This window comes from Arthrobacter sp. zg-Y820, assembly GCF_030142155.1.
Classification (GTDB): Bacteria; Actinomycetota; Actinomycetes; order Actinomycetales; family Micrococcaceae; genus Arthrobacter_B.
On the sequence record NZ_CP126247.1, the window covers coordinates 2,831,158 to 2,847,737 of the forward strand.

Sequence of the window (16,580 nt, forward strand, 5' to 3'; positions counted from 1 at the left end):
CTTCATACTGCAGGCTGCCCAACAGCGGCCGCAGATGGCAGCGCGGCTGCAGGCAGTGTGGAGACATGGGACATGTCCACTATATGGAAGCCGTCCGGCTAAGTCGAAACAGGCCACCGGGTAAACTTGTTGCGTCCGTGCCGCAGATCCTCGAGGAACCCATGACTTCCAGCAGTGCCAGGAACATTCAGACGCCCCAGGTTCGTGTCAGCGTCTGCATGGCGGCGTACAACGGAGCCGCCCACATCGCCGAACAGATCGATTCAATTCTTCCGCAGCTGGGCCCGGCGGACGAACTCGTGATCGTGGACGACGCCTCCACCGACGACACCGTAAAGGTGGTTTCCCGGATCGCCGATGACCGCATCCGCCTGATTTCCTCCAGCGACAACCGCGGATACGTACGGAATTTTGAGGCGGCCCTGACGCAGAGCCGGGGCGAGTACGTTTTCCTCGCGGACCAGGACGATGTCTGGCTCCCGGGCCGCGTGGAGGCAATGATCGCAGCGCTGCAGGACGCCGACGTCGTTGCCAGCAACTTTGGATTCTTCGGTCACCAGCCGCGCCGGATCGAGTCAATCCGGCTCCGGGCCGCGGACAGCTCCCGCCGCTGGGCAAACCTGTTTGCCCTCTGGATCGGTTATCGGCCCTACTTCGGCTGCGCCATGGCGTTCCGCCGCCCGGCGCGGGACCTCATCCTTCCCTTCCCCGATTTCCTGGACGAAACCCACGATCAGTGGATCGCGCTGGTGGGCAACCTCGCGGGGAGGATGGCTCATCTGGAACAGGACACCCTGGTGCGCCGGCTGCACGAGAACAACACCACTCCCAAACAGTGGCGCAGCCTGCGGCTCATCCTGAAAGCCCGGTTCATGCTCGTCCGGGCATTCTTCGAGGCCCGCGGCCGAATCCGCCGCTCGCGCCGCCAGCTGCACCCCTAGCTGTACTGAGACCGGCTAGTTGTACTGAGACCGGCTGCGGAGCCGGCCGTCAGCGACTCCCGCCGGGGGGGGGCATCCCCGGCGGGGATGCCCCGTCAGCGGCGCGGTGTGACCAGTTTGCTGCCTGCCGGGGAGATCTTTCCCATCCGTCCGGTCAGTGCATCCCGGATTCCCAAGCCGATCGCGGCGATCTGGCGGAGGCGGTGCGGCCCGTAAACCACGCGCACACCGTAGAACACCACTTCCAAGCCAATCCTGCGCAGCACCCACACCGGCTGCTTGGTCGCGTACCGGCGGTACATGACGATGCCGTTGCGGGTGATGTAGTAGACCCTGAACGGGGCATGGGAATGGACGAATCGTTTCTGTCCGCCGACGGTGACGTGCCAGGTTCCCAGGCGCATCGGCCTGGCGTCTCCGACGGCGTGAGTGATGTTGCACCCCGGCGCGATGATGGCTTTGAGTCCGTGCTGGCGGATCCGGGCCGTGTACTCGGAATCGACGCAGTCGATGAACAGGTCGTCTTCCAGCATTCCGACCGCTTCAAGCGTTGATGCCGGAATCAGAGTCCCCGACTGCATCGGGTCAAAGGCTTCAGGGAAGTCCTCCCCCGGCTTCTGGAGCATCACCGGAAGCCGGTTGTGGGATTCGGCGCAGACCATGCCCACGGGCACAGCCGCCCGCTTGGCGGCTTCCGCTGCCTGCAGCGCGCGCTCCACGTAATCCGGATCAAGCTCCGAATCCTGGTCCAGGGTCAGATACCATTCGGGGCTGAAGCGGCGCGCGGCAGCGATGCCGGCGTTGAGCGCCGCGGCAATGCCCATGTTGCTTTCCTGCCGGAGAACCAGGGCGCCGGCCGATTCGAGTCCGGCCAGCACCTCCGATACATCCTTCGGAGAACCATCGTCAACGACAACGACGTGGTCGACCTGCTTGAGCAGGCGTTCAACCTTCGCCACCAGGTCTGCCGGCGGGTTGAAGGCGGAGATAACGGCTGTTACTCCGATGGGAACAGACATGCGGGACACCTCTCGCTGAGCGAGTAATCGTTCGGAAATTGCGGCGGTGAATAGGGTGTTACGAGCCCAGGCGCACCGCGCCGCTGATGAGCTGCCCGGGACGGATGGTCCGCGGACGTTTGGCCAGGCCCTCGTACAAGCCGCGGAAGGCCGAGGAGGCCCAGACCTTCCGGTCCTTGGCCTGGGCACCCTGGCGAAGGGCGAGGACCGCCATGCCGGCACCCCAGCGCACCGGGTTCTGCAGCAGCGTGCGCGGCTGCGGGTCGAGGCGCCGCAGCCACAGGTTGTTGCGCAGGTAGTAAAAGAGGCGTCCACCCATGTCAGCCTGGTTTTTCTTCTCGGGGTGGTAGATGCGGCTTCCGGGGATCGCCACGCCGAAGGTGGCCCGGGAGAGCCTCCGGGTGTATTCGGCGTCATCGAACCAGATGAAGAAGTCGGCGTAGGGAAGCGGCATGCCGGCAGCGGCGCGGAGGTCGATCAGGACACCGACAAAGCTGGCGCTGTTGACGGCAATGCCGCCAAGCGCCGCCGCCTTGAGCTGCTTGGACACGTCGCTCGACAGGTCCGGAAGATGGCCCTCGTTGGGCTCACCGGCATCATTGACCACCAGCGAGGTGATGAATCCGGGTCGCTCGTCGGCGTTCTCCATGGCCTGGACCAGCGGACCCAAGCTGCCCTGCAGCGGTTCGGCGTCGTCATCCATCAGCCAGGCCGCATCGTGCCCGCGGGCGATGGCGTGCTCCAGCCCCCAGGCGAATCCACCGGCGCCGCCAAGGTTGTTTCCGGTTTCAAAAATCGTGATGTCCGGGAATTCGCTGCGGACCATGTCCGGGCCCCCGTCCGTTGATCCGTTGTCCACGAGAATGATCTCGTCCGGCCGGTGGTCCTGGTTCTGCAGCGCCGTAAGGCATTTGCGGAGCAGCTCAATGCGGTTGAAGGAGACGACGACGGCTGCTACAGACAAGGAATTCCAATCGTTGATGCAGCACTCCAACGACGGCTTGCGACAGTCAGAGTGCAGGCGGGCACTAGCTCGATGATACCAAGCCAAAGAGCGCCCTGCGTTAGACTTCAATGCGGGACGGGGCAGCGACGGACGGCCGCTGAACTCCGCGCAGCCCGGCAAACGGAGGATATTTCTTTGGGTCAGCGAACGGTGCTGCGGCACGTCCGGCGGTTCGGCGCGTTTGGCGCCTCAGTGGGGATTACCACGCTGGTCGGTGTCTTCGCCATTCCCATTGTCATCGGCAACGCCGGCCAGGAAACGTGGGGCATCATCGCCGTCGGGCAATCGATCGCCCTGCTGTTCGGTGTCCTGGTGTCGTTCGGATGGGGAACGACGGGTCCGGCGATGGTTGCCGGGATGCCCGCGCCGGAGCGGCCGCAGATGTTTTTCGACTCGCTGGTCAGCCGCCTGTACCTCTTTCTCCTGGCCCTTCCGTTGGTCGCGCTGACTGTCCATCTCGTCGCCTCCGACGACGTCGCTGTCAGTTTCACTGCGGGCGTCACCTACCTGGTGCCCTTCCTCGGCGCCTCCTGGTACTTCGTCGGCGACGCCCGGCCGGGACGACTACTGGTCTTCGACACCCTGCCGGTAACCCTCGGAACCGTCCTGGGACTGGTCGGGCTGATGCTGACCGGAAATGTCTTTGTCTACCTCTTCAGCCAGCTGGCGCTCAGTGTGATCGGGGTGTGCGCCAGTGCACTGCTGATCCGGCGAAACGCCGATGAGGCGCCCCGCGTTGACCTCAACCTGCGTCGGGCGGCCGCCCGGCTCGCGGGCCAAAGGCACGGCGTCATCACGGCGGCAACGTCCAGCTTGTATGTCAACACTCCCCTGCTGGTGATCTCAACCGTCATCCCGGCCGGGCGCCCGCTGTTTGCCATGGCGGACAAGTTCTTCCGCTACGGCCTGACAGCGGTCGGGCCGCTGGTGCAGGTCCTTCAGGGCTCCATTGCCGACCCCGTCCCCGCTGTACAGGACCGCCGGATCCGTGTTGCAACGCGGCTGGCCCCTGCCGTGGCCATCGCCGGTGCGGCAGTCATGGCGCTCTGCATCCCCTGGGCCAGCCGGCTGCTCTCCTCCGGCGAGATCGCGGTGGGCTACGGTCTCGCGATCCCCATGGGCATCGTCTTCGGCGCCGTCACCATCTCTCAAATCGTGGGGCTGGCCTGCCTGATCCCCATCGGAGAAGGCAAGGCTCTGGCGTCCTCCACGGTTTTAGGTGCCGGCATTGGAATTCCGCTGATTATTGTCGGTTCGCTCACCGTTGGCGTGGATGGGGTCGCCTGGGCCCTGGCAGCATCGGAAATAACAGTGGCCGTCTACCAGCTCGCCGTCGTCCGGCGCTATTTCCGCCGCCGGCAGGCAGAACCGAAGGACCAGCAGCACAGCTCGCCCGACGCTTCCTGACCGCGGCAGTGTGCGCGTTTGCTCTCACCGACCCAAGTATTTGACCCCGCTCGCGGGGCTGAGGGATAAACTGAGTGCTGGCCGTTTACAGCGGCGCGTTTTAAATTCACCAAGGAGGCCAATTGTCCTGGATACCCGCTCTGCCCGCTCTTCTGACGACGGCGGGGCTGGTGGTCATTCCAGGCTTTGTAATTGCCTTGTGCCTCCGCTTCAAGGGTTTTTCGCTCCTGGCCCTGGCTCCGGCGTTCTCATCAGCCGTCGTCGGCGTCTTCGGAGTCCTCGCCGGCCTTATCGGCGTGCAGTGGAATATCTGGACCTATCTGGCCGGCACGGCAATTACGGCTCTGGCTGCCTTCCTCCTGACTCTCGGCGGCCGGCGCCGGAACACCCCGGCCGCTGAGACTGCGTCGACCGGTGCCCGCAGGGAAAACCATTGGCGCACTGTCTGGGTGCCCGTGGCAGCAGTTGTCATCGCCGCGGCCATGGTGGCCCGGCGCCTCATGCAGCTGATCGGCCAGCCCGACAACTTCGCGCAGAATTTCGACAATGTCTTCCATCTCAATGCCATTCGCTACATTGTCGAAACCGGCTCCGCATCGTCGCTGACGCTCGGACAGGCACAGGGCGAGGGTGCCCTTGGCCTGTATCCGGCCCTGTGGCATTCCTTTGCCGCGATGACGGTCCAGCTCACCGGGGCATCGGTGCCCCTGTCGGAAAACTCAATCAACATTGTTGCCGCAAGCCTGATCTGGCCGCTTGCCTGCGTGTTCCTGGTCCGGAAGGTTTTCGGCACCAATCCCGTCATCACCCTGGCTGCCGGCGTGCTCTCCGCCGTACAGGTAGCCTTCCCCTATATGCTGCTCGTCTGGGGACCGGTGTTCCCCACCATGCTGGCGGTCACCATGCTTCCGCTGCTGATCGGCGTTGTAGTGATGCTGGCCCGCGGATCCGCTTTGGACGCCGACCAGCCGCTGCGCCGCTCCTGGTGGTTCGCCCTCCTCCTGGGACTTGCCGGGATCTCCACGGCGCACATGAGCGCGGTGAACGCCGTCCTGATCTTCGCTCTCCCGGTAATTCTGGTCGCCTGGGGCCGGGCGGCACGTCCGCTCCTCCGCAAGCCCGTCAACGGCAGGAAAGTCGCACTGTTCGCAGTGGTCACCGTGGCCGGAGCAGCAGTGGCGGCTGCCCTGTGGATGTTCCTGCGCCCGGGGTTCTACGACCACTGGGGGCCGACCTCGACGATGGGCGGCGCCATCGGCGAAGCGCTGACCAACGGGCCGATGGGGATGTCCGTCAACTGGCTGGTAACGATCCTGGCCGTAGCCGGCACCATCTATCTGTTCCACATCCGGCAGCACCGCTGGCTGGTCGTCAGTTACGCCATCGCCGTCACCCTCTATGTGGTCGATGCTGCCGTGGAACGCGGCTTCCTGCGCAACTTCCTGACCGGCAACTGGTACCAGGACACGAACCGCATCGCCGGGTTCCTTCCGGTTTTCGCCACGGCGCTGGGCGCCGTTGGCGCGTGGGCCATCGTGGAGTCCGTAATGAAGTTTGCAACCGCCAACGCTGATCGGCTGCGTCCGGGTCTCCGCCGGTACGGAAAGCCGCTGGCCGCCGCAGCTCTCACCGTTGGCACGGTGGGGCTTGCTCTGGTGGGCTACTTCGGTCCGGTCCAGCAGTACATCAAGGAGAAGACCATGCTCTACTCCTTCACCGAGGCTTCGCCGCTGCTCACTCCGGCCGAACTCGAATTGGTCGACCAGCTTGACGAGTACGTTCCGGAGGACTCGGTGATCGCAGTCAATCCGTGGAACGGCAGTTCCATGGCCTACGCGCTGAACGGCCGCGAGGTCCTGACGCCCCATCTCTTCGCACCCCCGGACCCGGAGCGGGTGCTGATCTCCGCGGAACTCGACACTTTCACACCGGAGGTCTGCGCCGCGGTCGAGGACAAGAATGTCGACTATGTCCTGGACTTCGGCAATCAGGTCCTGGCCGAACTCGGCGGGGTTGAATATGTGGGTGTAACGGATCTGGCCGGCGACCCGGGGTTCGAATTGGTAGCCTCCACTGGTCCCGCCTCGAGCCTGTACCGCGTCACCGGCTGCGACTAGGAGCCCCGGGGCGCCCAGCCCCCGGGCATTACACCCGGCCCCTGGGCATTACAGTCCCCGGCAGCAAAGAAGCCAGGATCGACAAGTCGATCCTGGCTTCTTTATGCGGCTGGCTTTTTATGCTGCGCTCAGCTCAGTTCACGGGGTGCTTACTCCTGGCCCCGCATGCGGGCCACCACCTGGGCGACCGGAGCGTCCATGACGATCTGGCCGCGTTCCAGCAGCACGCCCCGTTCGCAGATCTTCGCCACCAGGTCCAGGTCGTGGCTGACGACGACGAGGGTCTTGCCCTCCTCCGCCAGTTCCCGGATCTTGGCGATGCACTTTTTCTGGAACGGCTCGTCACCCACCGCAAGGATTTCATCAACGAGGAAAACCTCAGGATCGGTGTGCACCGCAACCGAAAAAGCCAGGCGCAGGTACATGCCCGAGGAGTAGAACTTCACCTCGGTGTCGATGAACTGTCCGATCTCGGAGAACTCGACGATGGAGTCGAACTTCTCGTGGATCTCGGCCTCGGACATGCCGAGGATGGCACCGTTGAGGAAGACGTTGTCACGTCCGCTGAGGTCCGGATGGAATCCGGCCCCCACCTCGATCAGTCCGGCCACCCGGCCGCGCGTCCCCACGGTACCGGAATCCGGCAGCATGACGCCGGAGATCTGCTTGAGCAGGGTCGACTTTCCCGAACCGTTGAGTCCCAGCAGGGCCACCGATTCGCCCTGCTTCACCTCCAGGGAAACATCCTTCAACGCGAAGAACTTCTCCGAGAGGTCGCCTTTGCGTCCCTTGACCAACCAGACGAACGCTTCCTTGATGGACCGGGTGTGGCGAAGGACGAATTCCTTCGAAACGTTGTGCACTTCAATTGCCGTGGACACGTCTAGAGCTCCTGAGCGAAGCGGCCTTCCAGCCGCCGGAAGGTGAATTGCCCCAGAATCAGGACAAGGACGGACGTGACCAGAGCCACGGGCATCCAGAGCGTGAGGAGTCCCGGCGGGGTCTCGGCAATCACTGCCGCATCATCCCAGCCGGTGGTCGGCAGCCAGAATGCATGGTGGAACAGTTCCACGGCGGTGGTCAGCGGATTCATCTGGTAGATGGTCAACGCCGTCGTTCCCAGTGAATCGCGGACCATCTGCCAGTGGTAAAGCACCGGGGAGGCCCAGGTGGCGATCATCAGCAGCATGTCCACAAAGTTCTCGGAGTCCCGGAAGTAAACGTTCACGGCGCCGAAGAACAGTCCCAGCCCGGTGGCCAGCAGCGCCACGATCACGAAGCCAATGATGGCAGCACCGATTTCGGACAGGCCCGGCCGCCACCCGGTGATGAGCGTTGCCACCAGGAGAATCAGCAGCTGCGGCAGGAAGTGCACCGCTGAGACCCAGACCGATGCCACGGGAAACAGTTCCCGGGGCAGGTAGATCTTCTTGATCAGGCCGCCGTTGCCGACGATTGAACGGGACGCGTTCCCCAGCGCTTCGCTGAAGAAGTTGATCAGGATAATGCCCGAGAACAGGTAGATGGGGAAGTTCGGCGTTGACTCGTTCAGCCCGAGGAAGACTCCCAGCGCAAACCAGAACACCAGGAACTGGACCCCGGGCTTGACGTAGGACCACAGCAGGCCCAGCACCGACCCGCGGTAACGGACCTTGAGTTCCTTGGAAACGAGCAGCTTCAACAGATAGCGCGACCGCAGCACGTCGCGCAGCCCTCCCCCGGAACCGGGGGTAACGAGTTCTCCGGTAGACAAGCTTATTTACTCTCTTCCGAGTGCTTTTCGAATGTCGCTTTCCACGCTTCCATGGACGTGATTTCCGGCAGCGCCTTGCGGTACTTCTGGCTCAGCTTGTGCCAGTCCTTCAGGATCTCCGCATTCAGGCGGGCACCTTCAGCCAGCAGGGCGCGCAGCTTCTTGGGGTCGCGCTGGTACCAGGACGCGGCCGTTCCGTCGGCGTTGGTAACAACAGCGCTGTCGTACTGGGACATGCGCCACCAGCGGTTGTCGATGTGCGCGACGCGGGCCTGCGGACGCTCGATGCTGGCCTTGGCAACAGGCTTGGTCAGCTGCCGCACGATGGTCTTGGCGGCCCACGGAACGAGGGTCACGTAGGACGGGGCCTTGAAGCCCTGGCCGTGCCGCGGGGGCTTGCCCATGCCGGGGCGGGGGAACGCTTCGGGGTCGGCCTTGAACTGCGCCTCCGAGAACTCGTTTCGCATCGCCTGGATGGCGGGCAGCCTGGAGGGCAGGATCTCGTGCAGCTGCTCCGGTCCGGCGATCAGGTCCTTCAGGGCCATGACGCGGCCCTGGGCCGTGAAGTACTGCATGGAGATCAGGTGCTTGACGTCGATGAAGCTGCCCTCCCGCACCACGCGCCCGCCGCGGGGGTAGGGGCTGTGCAGCAGGGCCGTGATGATGCGGTTGCGGCTGTGGAAGTACGCCTGCCAGTCGACGGCGTCGTCCTTGTCGGCCCAGGTGATGTGCCAGACCGCGGCACCGGGCATGGACACCGTGTTGTAGCCGGCGGCCTTCGCGCGCAGGCCGTACTCGGCGTCGTCCCACTTGATGAAGACCGGCAGGGAGAGCCCGATTTCACGGATGACCTCGGTGGGGATCATGCACATCCACCAGCCGTTGTAGTCCACGTCCACCCGCCGGTGCATCCATGAGGTGGTGCGCAGGTTTGTGCGGGCAAAGTCGTGGCCCAGGACCTGTTCCTTGAAGGGATGGTCGGGCTGGAAGCGGAACAGGTTCACCGTCTCGCCGAAGGTGTGCAGGACCGACCGGTTGTAGAGGTCGAACATGTGCGCGCCCACGATGGTCGGGGTCTTGCAGTGGTCCGCGAAGGTGAGCATGCGGGTGATGCTCTCCGGCTCCATGACGATGTCGTCGTCGAGCAGCAGGGCGTAGTCGCTGCCGTTTTCCACCGCTTCGTACATGCCGCGGGCAAATCCGCCGGATCCGCCCAGGTTGCCCTGATGGATCATCCGGAGCTTGCCGCCCAGCGCAGCCTTGGCTTCTTCGAAGCCCTCGGCGTCAACGAGCTTCTTGGTGCCCTGGTCAACGATCAGCACTTCGGCGACGTTTTCCAGCGCTTCCGGGTTCTCGGCCAGGATCTTCAGGTTGTTGAGGCAGAACTCGTTCTTGTTCAGCGTCGTGATTTCGAGCGTGATCGAGCCGGGCTTTTTGGCTTCGCCCGGCGCGCGCCAGTCGGCGTTGACCAGGGCCATGGGCTCGGAGCCGGACACCAGGTCAAACCAGTACCAGCCGCCGTCGCCGAACGGCTTGAGCGTGAGGTCGATGTTTGTCTCGGCGTCGCCGCTCACCCGCCGGGTTTCGACGTGCTGCAGCGAACCGCGGGCATTCGACTTGTAGACGCTGATGGCGCCGGCACCCTTGGTTTGCACATGCAGCCTGACGCTTTCAACGTCCGTCCAGCGGCGCCAGTAGCTTGCCGGAAAGGCGTTGAAGTAGGTGCCGAAGGACAGCCGCTGTCCGGGCCGGGAAATCGTGGAGGTGCGGGAGAGGAAATCCTCGACATGCACCTCGCCGCTGACTGCGATCGCCTCGGTGTTCTTCGTCGAGGTCGACTTCATCATGGAGCCGTCCATGGTGTTGAACTGAGCACCCATTGCGGAGCCGCTGTCCACGTACAGCAGGGCGGTATCCATCTGGCTCTGGTCGGGGAAAATGATCCGCTGCAGCGTGTGCCACTGGGTTGATTCCCCGGCTGCCGCCTTGGCCGCTTCCTTGGCTGCGCCGGGCTTCGATTCGGTTGTCGGATGGCTCATGCGTCCACTCCTCCGCTTTCAAGCTTTGCCCCGCCGGTGAAGTGGGGCTTGATCTTGTTGTCGTACATCGACAATGCCGATCCGATTGCCATGTGCATGTCAAGGTACTTGTAGGTTCCGAGGCGGCCGCCGAACAGCACCGACTTTTCGCCCTTGGCCAGGTCCCGGTAGGCGAGCAGCTTTGCGCGGTCTTCCGCGGTGTTCACGGGGTAGTACGGCTCATCGCCCTTCTCCGCGAAACGGGAGTACTCGCGCATGATGACCGTTGCGTCCTTGGTGTAGTTCCGTTCCGGGTGGAAGTGGCGGAACTCGTGGATCCGGGTGTAGGGAACGTCTTCGTCCGGGTAGTTCATGACGGAGGTGCCCTGGAAGTCCTCGACGGGCAGGACCTCTTCCTTGAGGTCGATGGTCCGCCAGGACAGGTTGCCTTCGGCGTAATCGAAGTAGCGGTCCACGGCGCCGGTGTAGACCACCGGCACCTGTCCCAGCGTGGAATTCCGGGAGAACTCGTGGCCTTCGTCGAAGAAATCGGTCTTCAGGTGCACCTGGATGTTCGGGTGGTCGGCCATCCGCTCAATCCACGCGGTGTACCCGTCCTTGGGCAGGCCCTCATAGGTGTCGTTGAAGTACCGGTTGTCATAGGTGTACCGGACGGGCAGTCGGGAAATGATCTCCGCCGGCAGGTCCTTGGGATCCGTCTGCCACTGCTTGCCGGTGTAGTGCTTGATGAACGCCTCGTACAGGGGCCGGCCGATCAGCTGGATTCCCTTGTCGTTGAGGTTGGCCGGATCAGTGCCTGCCAGTTCCCCGGCCTGCTCCTGGATCAGGGCGCGCGCTTCTGCCGGGCCCATGGAGGAGCGGAAGAACTGGTTGATAGTTCCCATGTTGATGGGCATCGGATACACCTCGCCCTTGTGGCTGGTGTAAACCTTGTGCACGTAGTTGGTGAACTCGGTGAAGCGGTTGACGTACTCCCAAACCCGCTCGTTGGAGGTGTGGAACAGGTGCGCACCGTAGCGGTGCACTTCAATGCCTGTCTGGGGTTCATTCTCACTGTAGGCGTTGCCGCCAATGTGATGGCGGCGGTCCAGCACTGCGACCTTCAGGCCCAGTTCCTTGGCAGCCCGCTCGGCTACAGTCAGGCCAAAAAAGCCCGACCCAACGACGACGAGGTCAACGTTCACTTGGTTCTCCTGTTTGTTTCGGTACGGCCTATCCGGGCACGTACCCGACGGTCTAGGTTATCTGACATTCCAGTGGGGGGCACATTTTCCGTGAACGTCCCGGCTGCTACCAGCCGAGGGCTGCATGGAACCTGCGGTCGAATTCATCGGCCATCGACGATGTGTAAGTGGTCGTGAGGTGGTTGCTGTCCATATACACGTACACATTGCCGACGAGGGGCACGCAGTTTCCGCCGGGGCAGATCATGTCGGTCATGTCCACCAGCTCCACCCCGGGCAGGGAGTCGAAGTAGGAGACCACTGTGCCGGGATTCGAGAGCTTCTCCGACACCTCTGCGGAGCACTCGGCCGACACGGCACCGTGCGTTTCCGCGCACTCAAGCACATCAAAGTCATAGCGCGGGTTGTCCCGGACGCCCACCACCGGGATACCTTCCTGCCGGAGCAGTTCGGAGGCCTCCGGGAGACCGGCGACGGGCAGATCGGCGGCGTCCGCAGACTGGGCCGCTGTCGCCATGGCGACGACGGCATCCGGCTTCAGCTCCAACGCGTAGTCCAGCACTGCGCTGTTGAAATCGTTGCATGCCGGTCCGCGGCTTTCCGAATACGCGCCGAAGGAGCATCCGCCCAACAGCAGGGCAACCACCCGGTAGTCGTGATTCTCTGCCATCGGTTCGATGGCCCCCAGCCACTGTTCGGTGTGCGAGTCGCCCACCACCAGGATGGTCTTCTCCGGATCCGTGACGGGTTCGGTGCTCATGCAGCGTTTAGCGAGCAACGGGTCCGTTGGTCCGTCGCCGTATTCCGTGCAGTCGCCCGGAAGCCCGCCCCACTCCTGGTTCATCATGCTGGGGGCCGGAATCGGCTGTGCTTCTCCGCTGCTGACATCGTCGAAATCAGCCAGCAGCACGCGCGCTCCCGGGTTTTCCTTGATTGCCTGCTCGGCCAGGTGCTCGGCCTGCAGCCGCAGGCCCTGCTGCCATCCGGCGAGTGGAGCCGCAACTACGGCGAGGCACACCGCTATGACTCCGACGGCGCGGAGGGAAGTGCGGTTGACCCAGTCCGAGGACCGCAGAGGACGCTCGACAAGCTTGGTTGTGAGGTAGGCCAGAATGAGTGACAGGCCGATGATTGCCGTTCCTCCCAGCGGGCCCACTTCCTGGCGACCGCGCCAGATCAGGTAGATCACAAGGACCGGCCAGTGCCACAGGTAGAGGGCGTAGGACATGTCGCCCAGACGCATCAGCGGCTTCCACGACAGCAGGCGGTCGGCACCAATACGGCTGCCCGTCTGGCCGGCAAGGATCACCAGGGCTGCGGCCAGGAGCGGGCAGAGAGCCACATATCCGGGGAACTGGCCCTGCACGTCCAGCAGGAACCCGACACTGAGCATGGCGGCGAGCCCCAGCCAGCCGGCGGCAACCCGAAGGCCGCGGGGCAGCTTCAGGTACGGCAGCGCGAGGGCAAGCAGGGTGCCGAGGGCAAATTCCCACAGCCGGGTGCGGGTATCAAAGTAAGCGTGCGCCTGGTTTCCGTAGGTCTCCAGTATGGAAAAGCTCAGGGAGGCAATAAATACGCCGCCGAAGACCGCCAGCACGACGCGGCGGAAGCGGATCCGGCAGGTTCTCGCCAGGAACGCCGATGCGGCGAACAGCAACGGCCAGAGAAGGAAAACCTGGCCCTGAATCGACAGCGACCAAAAGTGCTGCAGGGGGCTGGCCGTGCTGTGGTCGGCGGCGTAATAGTCCACGGATTCGGCGGCCAGGACCCAGTTCTGGAAGTACAGGAGCGAGGACCAGCTCTGCGAGAGGATGTCCGTCCATCGGCTCTGCGGAACGAACAGTGCCGTGGCGGTCAGTGTTCCGATCAGGACTACCGCGACCGGCGGCAGCAGGCGCTTGAATTGGCGCAACCAGTAGCGCCCAAGGTCCAGTGCCCGGCCGGCTTCCACCTTGCGGACAAACGACAGCGTCAGCAGGAAGGCGGAGATCAGGAGGAAGACGTCCACCCCGCCCGAAACCCGGCCAAACCAGATGTGGTAGGTCACGACCATCAGTACGGCTAGGGCCCTCAGACCCTGTACTTCCGGGCGGTAACTGGATTGTGGTGCCACTGGAGGTGTGCTGTCGGCGGAGTGCCCGTGGGTATCCGTTTGTTGCTGCGACACAAAAACCTCTCATTGGTACAGGTATTTCAGCCATAGACTCTACCCCCCCAACCATGGGAGCTCCGGATGGCGGCCGCCGCGGCCGGTCCCTCCGCGAACCCGCTGCCACATAGTTTAAGGAACGGCCGCCTGCGGTGCCGAATCCGCCGTCCTGACGCTCCCCCGAGCGTCCGGGCGCGCTTCCCGGTCGGGCTTCCGGTCTGGCGATCACGGCTCGCGGGGCTCACGGAAGGAGCCGCTGGAAGGGGTTTGCGAAGCAGAAGTGTGTGGCTGATCCGACAGCGGAACCGCGTCTGCACCGCACCGGGATCTTCCGCACGGGGATGTCCCGCACGGGGGTGTTCCGGCTAGAACGCCTTGGGGTCTCCGGACACTTTGCTGGTGTGTTCGAGCACGGGTCGCGTAAACAGCAGCAGCAACACTGTTGCTGCCGGCAGCAACAGCAGCAGCCCGGTGAGGATGACCCCGCCCTGGAGGGTGGGCACGGCGATCACGACGGCGAAGAGCTGGAAGACCAGCGCACCGGCACGGGTCCAGCGGTATCCGCGGAAGAAGAAGTGCCCGAGGGCCAGCAGCCAGATACCGGCTGCCGCGATCAGGACCGTGGTGAAGACGGCCCCGCCCATGGAAGCAGGGGTGGCAGTGAAGAGGTTGTAAACGAACCAGCCGGCGATGCCCAGCAGCACGAGGGCTTCCAGGACCAGGACGGCGGAGATGATGAGAACTGCCGGCGGACGGGACACCGGATGACCGGCGCCCGGGTGCGGCTCATTGGGTCTTGACACACTGGCACACTACCGGAGATAGTCGGAGGACGCCCACGTCTCCGGCCCCCCACCCGGAACGCTGTGACGCATCCCTCATGGTTTGGCGGAAAGTAAGAGCGAACTAACCCTTGTCTGAGTTTCCGTATCGTGGAATCCTAGTAGTTGGGGAAATCAGGGGCCTGAACTGGCCCCTTTCGTTTGCAGTTGCTCGTGAATGTTTTCACAAACACGTGGGAGTCAACTATCTAGAGGAGATTGTGATTAGCATGGATTGGCGGAGCCGCGCAGCGTGTCTGGATAAGGATCCGGAGCTGTTCTTTCCTGTGGGCAACACCGGCCCGGCTCTTCTTCAGATCGAAGAAGCCAAAAGTGTGTGCCGCCGATGCCCGGTCATGGATACCTGCCTCCAGTGGGCTATCGAAACCGGCCAGGACGCTGGCGTCTGGGGCGGTATGAGTGAAGACGAACGCCGCGCCCTCAAGCGCCGTGCCGCTCGTGCACGACGCGCGTCCTAACTGACGCACTAACTGCGGACCCAGGTCCGAGAGACTTCGAAGGGCCGCTGCCCAGGGCAGCGGCCCTTGGTGTTTAACCGACACGGTATTTAACAGGCGCAGCGTTCAACCGGCACGGTGTTTAACAGGCGCAGTGTTCAACCGGCGCTGCGTTTAATAGACGCAGTGTTACCCCCGGTCAGCTCTTGCGCGATTCGGCGTCGAGACCCATCTCGATGCGCACCTCGGTGCCGCCGCCCGGCCGCGAAGACCAGTCGATGGTGCCGTCCAGTTCGCTCTGCACCAAAGTGCGCACGATCTGGAGTCCGAGTCCTTCCCGGCGCGGCCCCGGCGGCAGCCCCACGCCGTCGTCGGCCACGGTTACCGTGAGGATCTCCTCGGCGTCGGGCCCCATTTGGCGGGCGGCACTGAGCCAAACCGTGCCCTTGCGGTCCGAAAGTCCGTGCTCGACGGCGTTAGTCACCAGTTCATTGATCACCAGTGCCAGCGGCGTGGCGAAGTCACTGGGAAGCTCCCCGAAGGACCCCTCCTTCTCCGTGCTCACCTGCTGGGTGGGCGAGGCGACCTCGGCCGCCAGACGGAACTGCCGGTCGATCAGGTCATCGAAATTCACGTTCTGGGTCAGGCCCTGGGAGAGCGTTTCGTGGACCAGGGCAATCGTGGCGACGCGGCGCATGGCCTGGTCCAGCCCCTGCTTGCCCTCCTCGCTCTCCATCCGGCGGGACTGCATCCGCAGCAGCGCAGCGACGGTCTGCAGGTTGTTCTTCACCCGGTGGTGGATTTCGCGGATCGTGGCGTCCTTGGACACCAGCTCCATTTCCCGGCGCCGAAGCTCGGAAACATCCCGGCACAGCACCAGGGCGCCGAAGCGTTCCTTCTCGTCCCGCAGCGGTATGGCCCGCAGGGACAGGCTGACCCCGCGCGACTCGATCTCGGTGCGCCACGGCATCCGCCCGGTCACGACCAGCGGCAGCGTTTCATCCACCATCCGCCGGTCCTTGAGCAGCGCCGTCGTAATTTCCGCGAGGGAACGTCCTTCGAGGCTTTCCATGTCCCCCAGTCGCCGGAAGGCGGAAACCCCGTTGGGAGAGGCATACTGCACGACGCCGTCGGCATCCATGCGGATGAGCCCGTCGCCGACGCGCGGCGCACCCCGGCGCGACCCGGTGGGCGTGGCGAAATCCGGCCACAGGCCCAAGGTTCCCATCCGCAGCAGGTCGTAGGCGCATTGGCGGTAGGTCAGCTCCAGGCGCGATGGCATGCGGGAGGAGGAGAGGTCCATGTGGCTGGTCACCACGGCCAGGGTGCGGCCGTTGCGGACGAAGGGAATGGCCTCCACCCGCATGGCCGTGTCAGTCGTCCAGTTGGTTTCGCTGGAGCGTTCGATGACCTGGCTGGCCCAGGCCTTGTCCACCAGCGGCTGAAGGTCCGCACGGATCCGCTCCCCGACGAAGTCACTGTGGAAAACAGTGTGCGACGTCGAGGGGCGGGCGTGCGCCAGCGCCACGTAGCTGCCGTCGGGCAGCGGAAACCAAAGCGCCAGGTCGGCGAAGGCCAGGTCGGCGACCAGCTGCCAGTCGCCGACCAAAAGGTGCAGCCACTCCGCATCCCCCGGTCCGAAATCGGCATGGTCCTTGATGGGATCGGTAAATATGGCCACTGTCT

General features: G+C 64.0%; 12 protein-coding genes and 1 pseudogene. 4 read left to right on the forward strand and 9 right to left on the reverse strand.

The window, feature by feature from the left end; translation table 11 throughout:
* Nucleotides 1–161 precede the first annotated feature (161 nt).
* Nucleotides 162–941: a glycosyltransferase gene (locus QNO08_RS12835; protein ID WP_229965120.1), complete on the forward strand. Its 780-nt coding sequence runs from the start codon at nt 162–164 to the stop codon at nt 939–941.
* A 95-nt stretch (nt 942–1,036) separates the two neighbouring features.
* Here QNO08_RS12835 and QNO08_RS12840 read toward each other — a convergent pair whose 3' ends face one another.
* Both QNO08_RS12840 and QNO08_RS12845 read right to left on the reverse strand, forming a co-directional pair.
* On the reverse strand, nt 1,037–1,960 hold the full coding sequence (locus QNO08_RS12840; protein WP_229965119.1) for a glycosyltransferase: 924 nt from the start codon (nt 1,958–1,960) through the stop codon (nt 1,037–1,039).
* A 58-nt stretch (nt 1,961–2,018) separates the two neighbouring features.
* A complete protein-coding gene (locus tag QNO08_RS12845; RefSeq protein ID WP_229965118.1) occupies nt 2,019–2,924 on the reverse strand; it encodes a glycosyltransferase family 2 protein in 906 nt (301 codons plus the stop codon).
* 177 nt (nt 2,925–3,101) lie between these two features.
* On the opposite strand from QNO08_RS12845, the gene QNO08_RS12850 reads away from it, so the two are divergent.
* Both QNO08_RS12850 and QNO08_RS12855 read left to right on the forward strand, forming a co-directional pair.
* A complete protein-coding gene (locus QNO08_RS12850) occupies nt 3,102–4,373 on the forward strand; it encodes a lipopolysaccharide biosynthesis protein (protein ID WP_229965117.1) in 1,272 nt (423 codons plus the stop codon).
* A 122-nt stretch (nt 4,374–4,495) separates the two neighbouring features.
* A complete protein-coding gene (locus QNO08_RS12855; RefSeq protein WP_229965116.1) occupies nt 4,496–6,490 on the forward strand; it encodes a DUF6541 family protein in 1,995 nt (664 codons plus the stop codon).
* Nucleotides 6,491–6,639: 149 nt separating this feature from the next.
* On the opposite strand, the gene QNO08_RS12860 is transcribed toward QNO08_RS12855, so the two are convergent.
* The 6 genes and pseudogenes from QNO08_RS12860 to QNO08_RS12885 all read right to left on the reverse strand — a co-directional run bounded on the left by QNO08_RS12860 (nt 6,640) and on the right by QNO08_RS12885 (nt 14,418).
* Nucleotides 6,640–7,371, reverse strand: coding sequence for an ABC transporter ATP-binding protein (locus QNO08_RS12860; protein ID WP_229965115.1), 732 nt, complete (start codon nt 7,369–7,371; stop codon nt 6,640–6,642).
* A 2-nt stretch (nt 7,372–7,373) separates the two neighbouring features.
* Complete coding sequence (locus tag QNO08_RS12865; protein WP_229965114.1) at nt 7,374–8,243, reverse strand: ABC transporter permease; 870 nt, start codon at nt 8,241–8,243, stop codon at nt 7,374–7,376.
* 2 nt (nt 8,244–8,245) lie between these two features.
* Nucleotides 8,246–10,282 (reverse strand): glycosyltransferase, encoded by a 2,037-nt coding sequence (locus QNO08_RS12870; RefSeq protein ID WP_229965113.1) that lies wholly within the window; start codon nt 10,280–10,282, stop codon nt 8,246–8,248.
* Nucleotides 10,279–11,472 (reverse strand): annotated as a pseudogene (glf, locus tag QNO08_RS12875) (UDP-galactopyranose mutase); the annotation flags it as partial. The gene QNO08_RS12870 and the pseudogene glf, both read right to left, overlap by 4 nt.
* 100 nt (nt 11,473–11,572) lie before the next feature.
* Nucleotides 11,573–13,633, reverse strand: a complete 2,061-nt coding sequence (locus tag QNO08_RS12880) for an acyltransferase family protein (RefSeq protein ID WP_284155600.1) — start codon at nt 13,631–13,633, stop codon at nt 11,573–11,575.
* Between the two features lie 347 nt (nt 13,634–13,980).
* A complete protein-coding gene (locus tag QNO08_RS12885; protein WP_229965110.1) occupies nt 13,981–14,418 on the reverse strand; it encodes a hypothetical protein in 438 nt (145 codons plus the stop codon).
* Nucleotides 14,419–14,666: 248 nt separating this feature from the next.
* On the opposite strand from QNO08_RS12885, the gene QNO08_RS12890 reads away from it, so the two are divergent.
* Nucleotides 14,667–14,915 carry a WhiB family transcriptional regulator gene (locus QNO08_RS12890; RefSeq protein ID WP_104052537.1) on the forward strand — a complete coding sequence of 83 codons (249 nt, stop codon included), beginning with the start codon at nt 14,667–14,669 and terminating at the stop codon, nt 14,913–14,915.
* Nucleotides 14,916–15,093: 178 nt separating this feature from the next.
* Here QNO08_RS12890 and QNO08_RS12895 read toward each other — a convergent pair whose 3' ends face one another.
* Entirely contained in the window at nt 15,094–16,575 is a 1,482-nt protein-coding gene (locus tag QNO08_RS12895; protein ID WP_229965109.1) for a sensor histidine kinase, read from the reverse strand.
* Nucleotides 16,576–16,580: the final 5 nt, after the last annotated feature.

Bases quoted from the DNA above. Each gene is read 5' to 3' on its own strand.
- QNO08_RS12835 (WP_229965120.1), top strand. From the start codon at position 162: ATGACTTCCAGCAGTGCCAGGAACATTCAGACGCCCCAGGTTCGTGTC.
- QNO08_RS12840 (WP_229965119.1), bottom strand. From the start codon at position 1,960: ATGTCTGTTCCCATCGGAGTAACAGCCGTTATCTCCGCCTTCAACCCG.
- QNO08_RS12870 (WP_229965113.1), bottom strand. From the start codon at position 10,282: ATGAGCCATCCGACAACCGAATCGAAGCCCGGCGCAGCCAAGGAAGCG.
- QNO08_RS12890 (WP_104052537.1), top strand. From the start codon at position 14,667: ATGGATTGGCGGAGCCGCGCAGCGTGTCTGGATAAGGATCCGGAGCTG.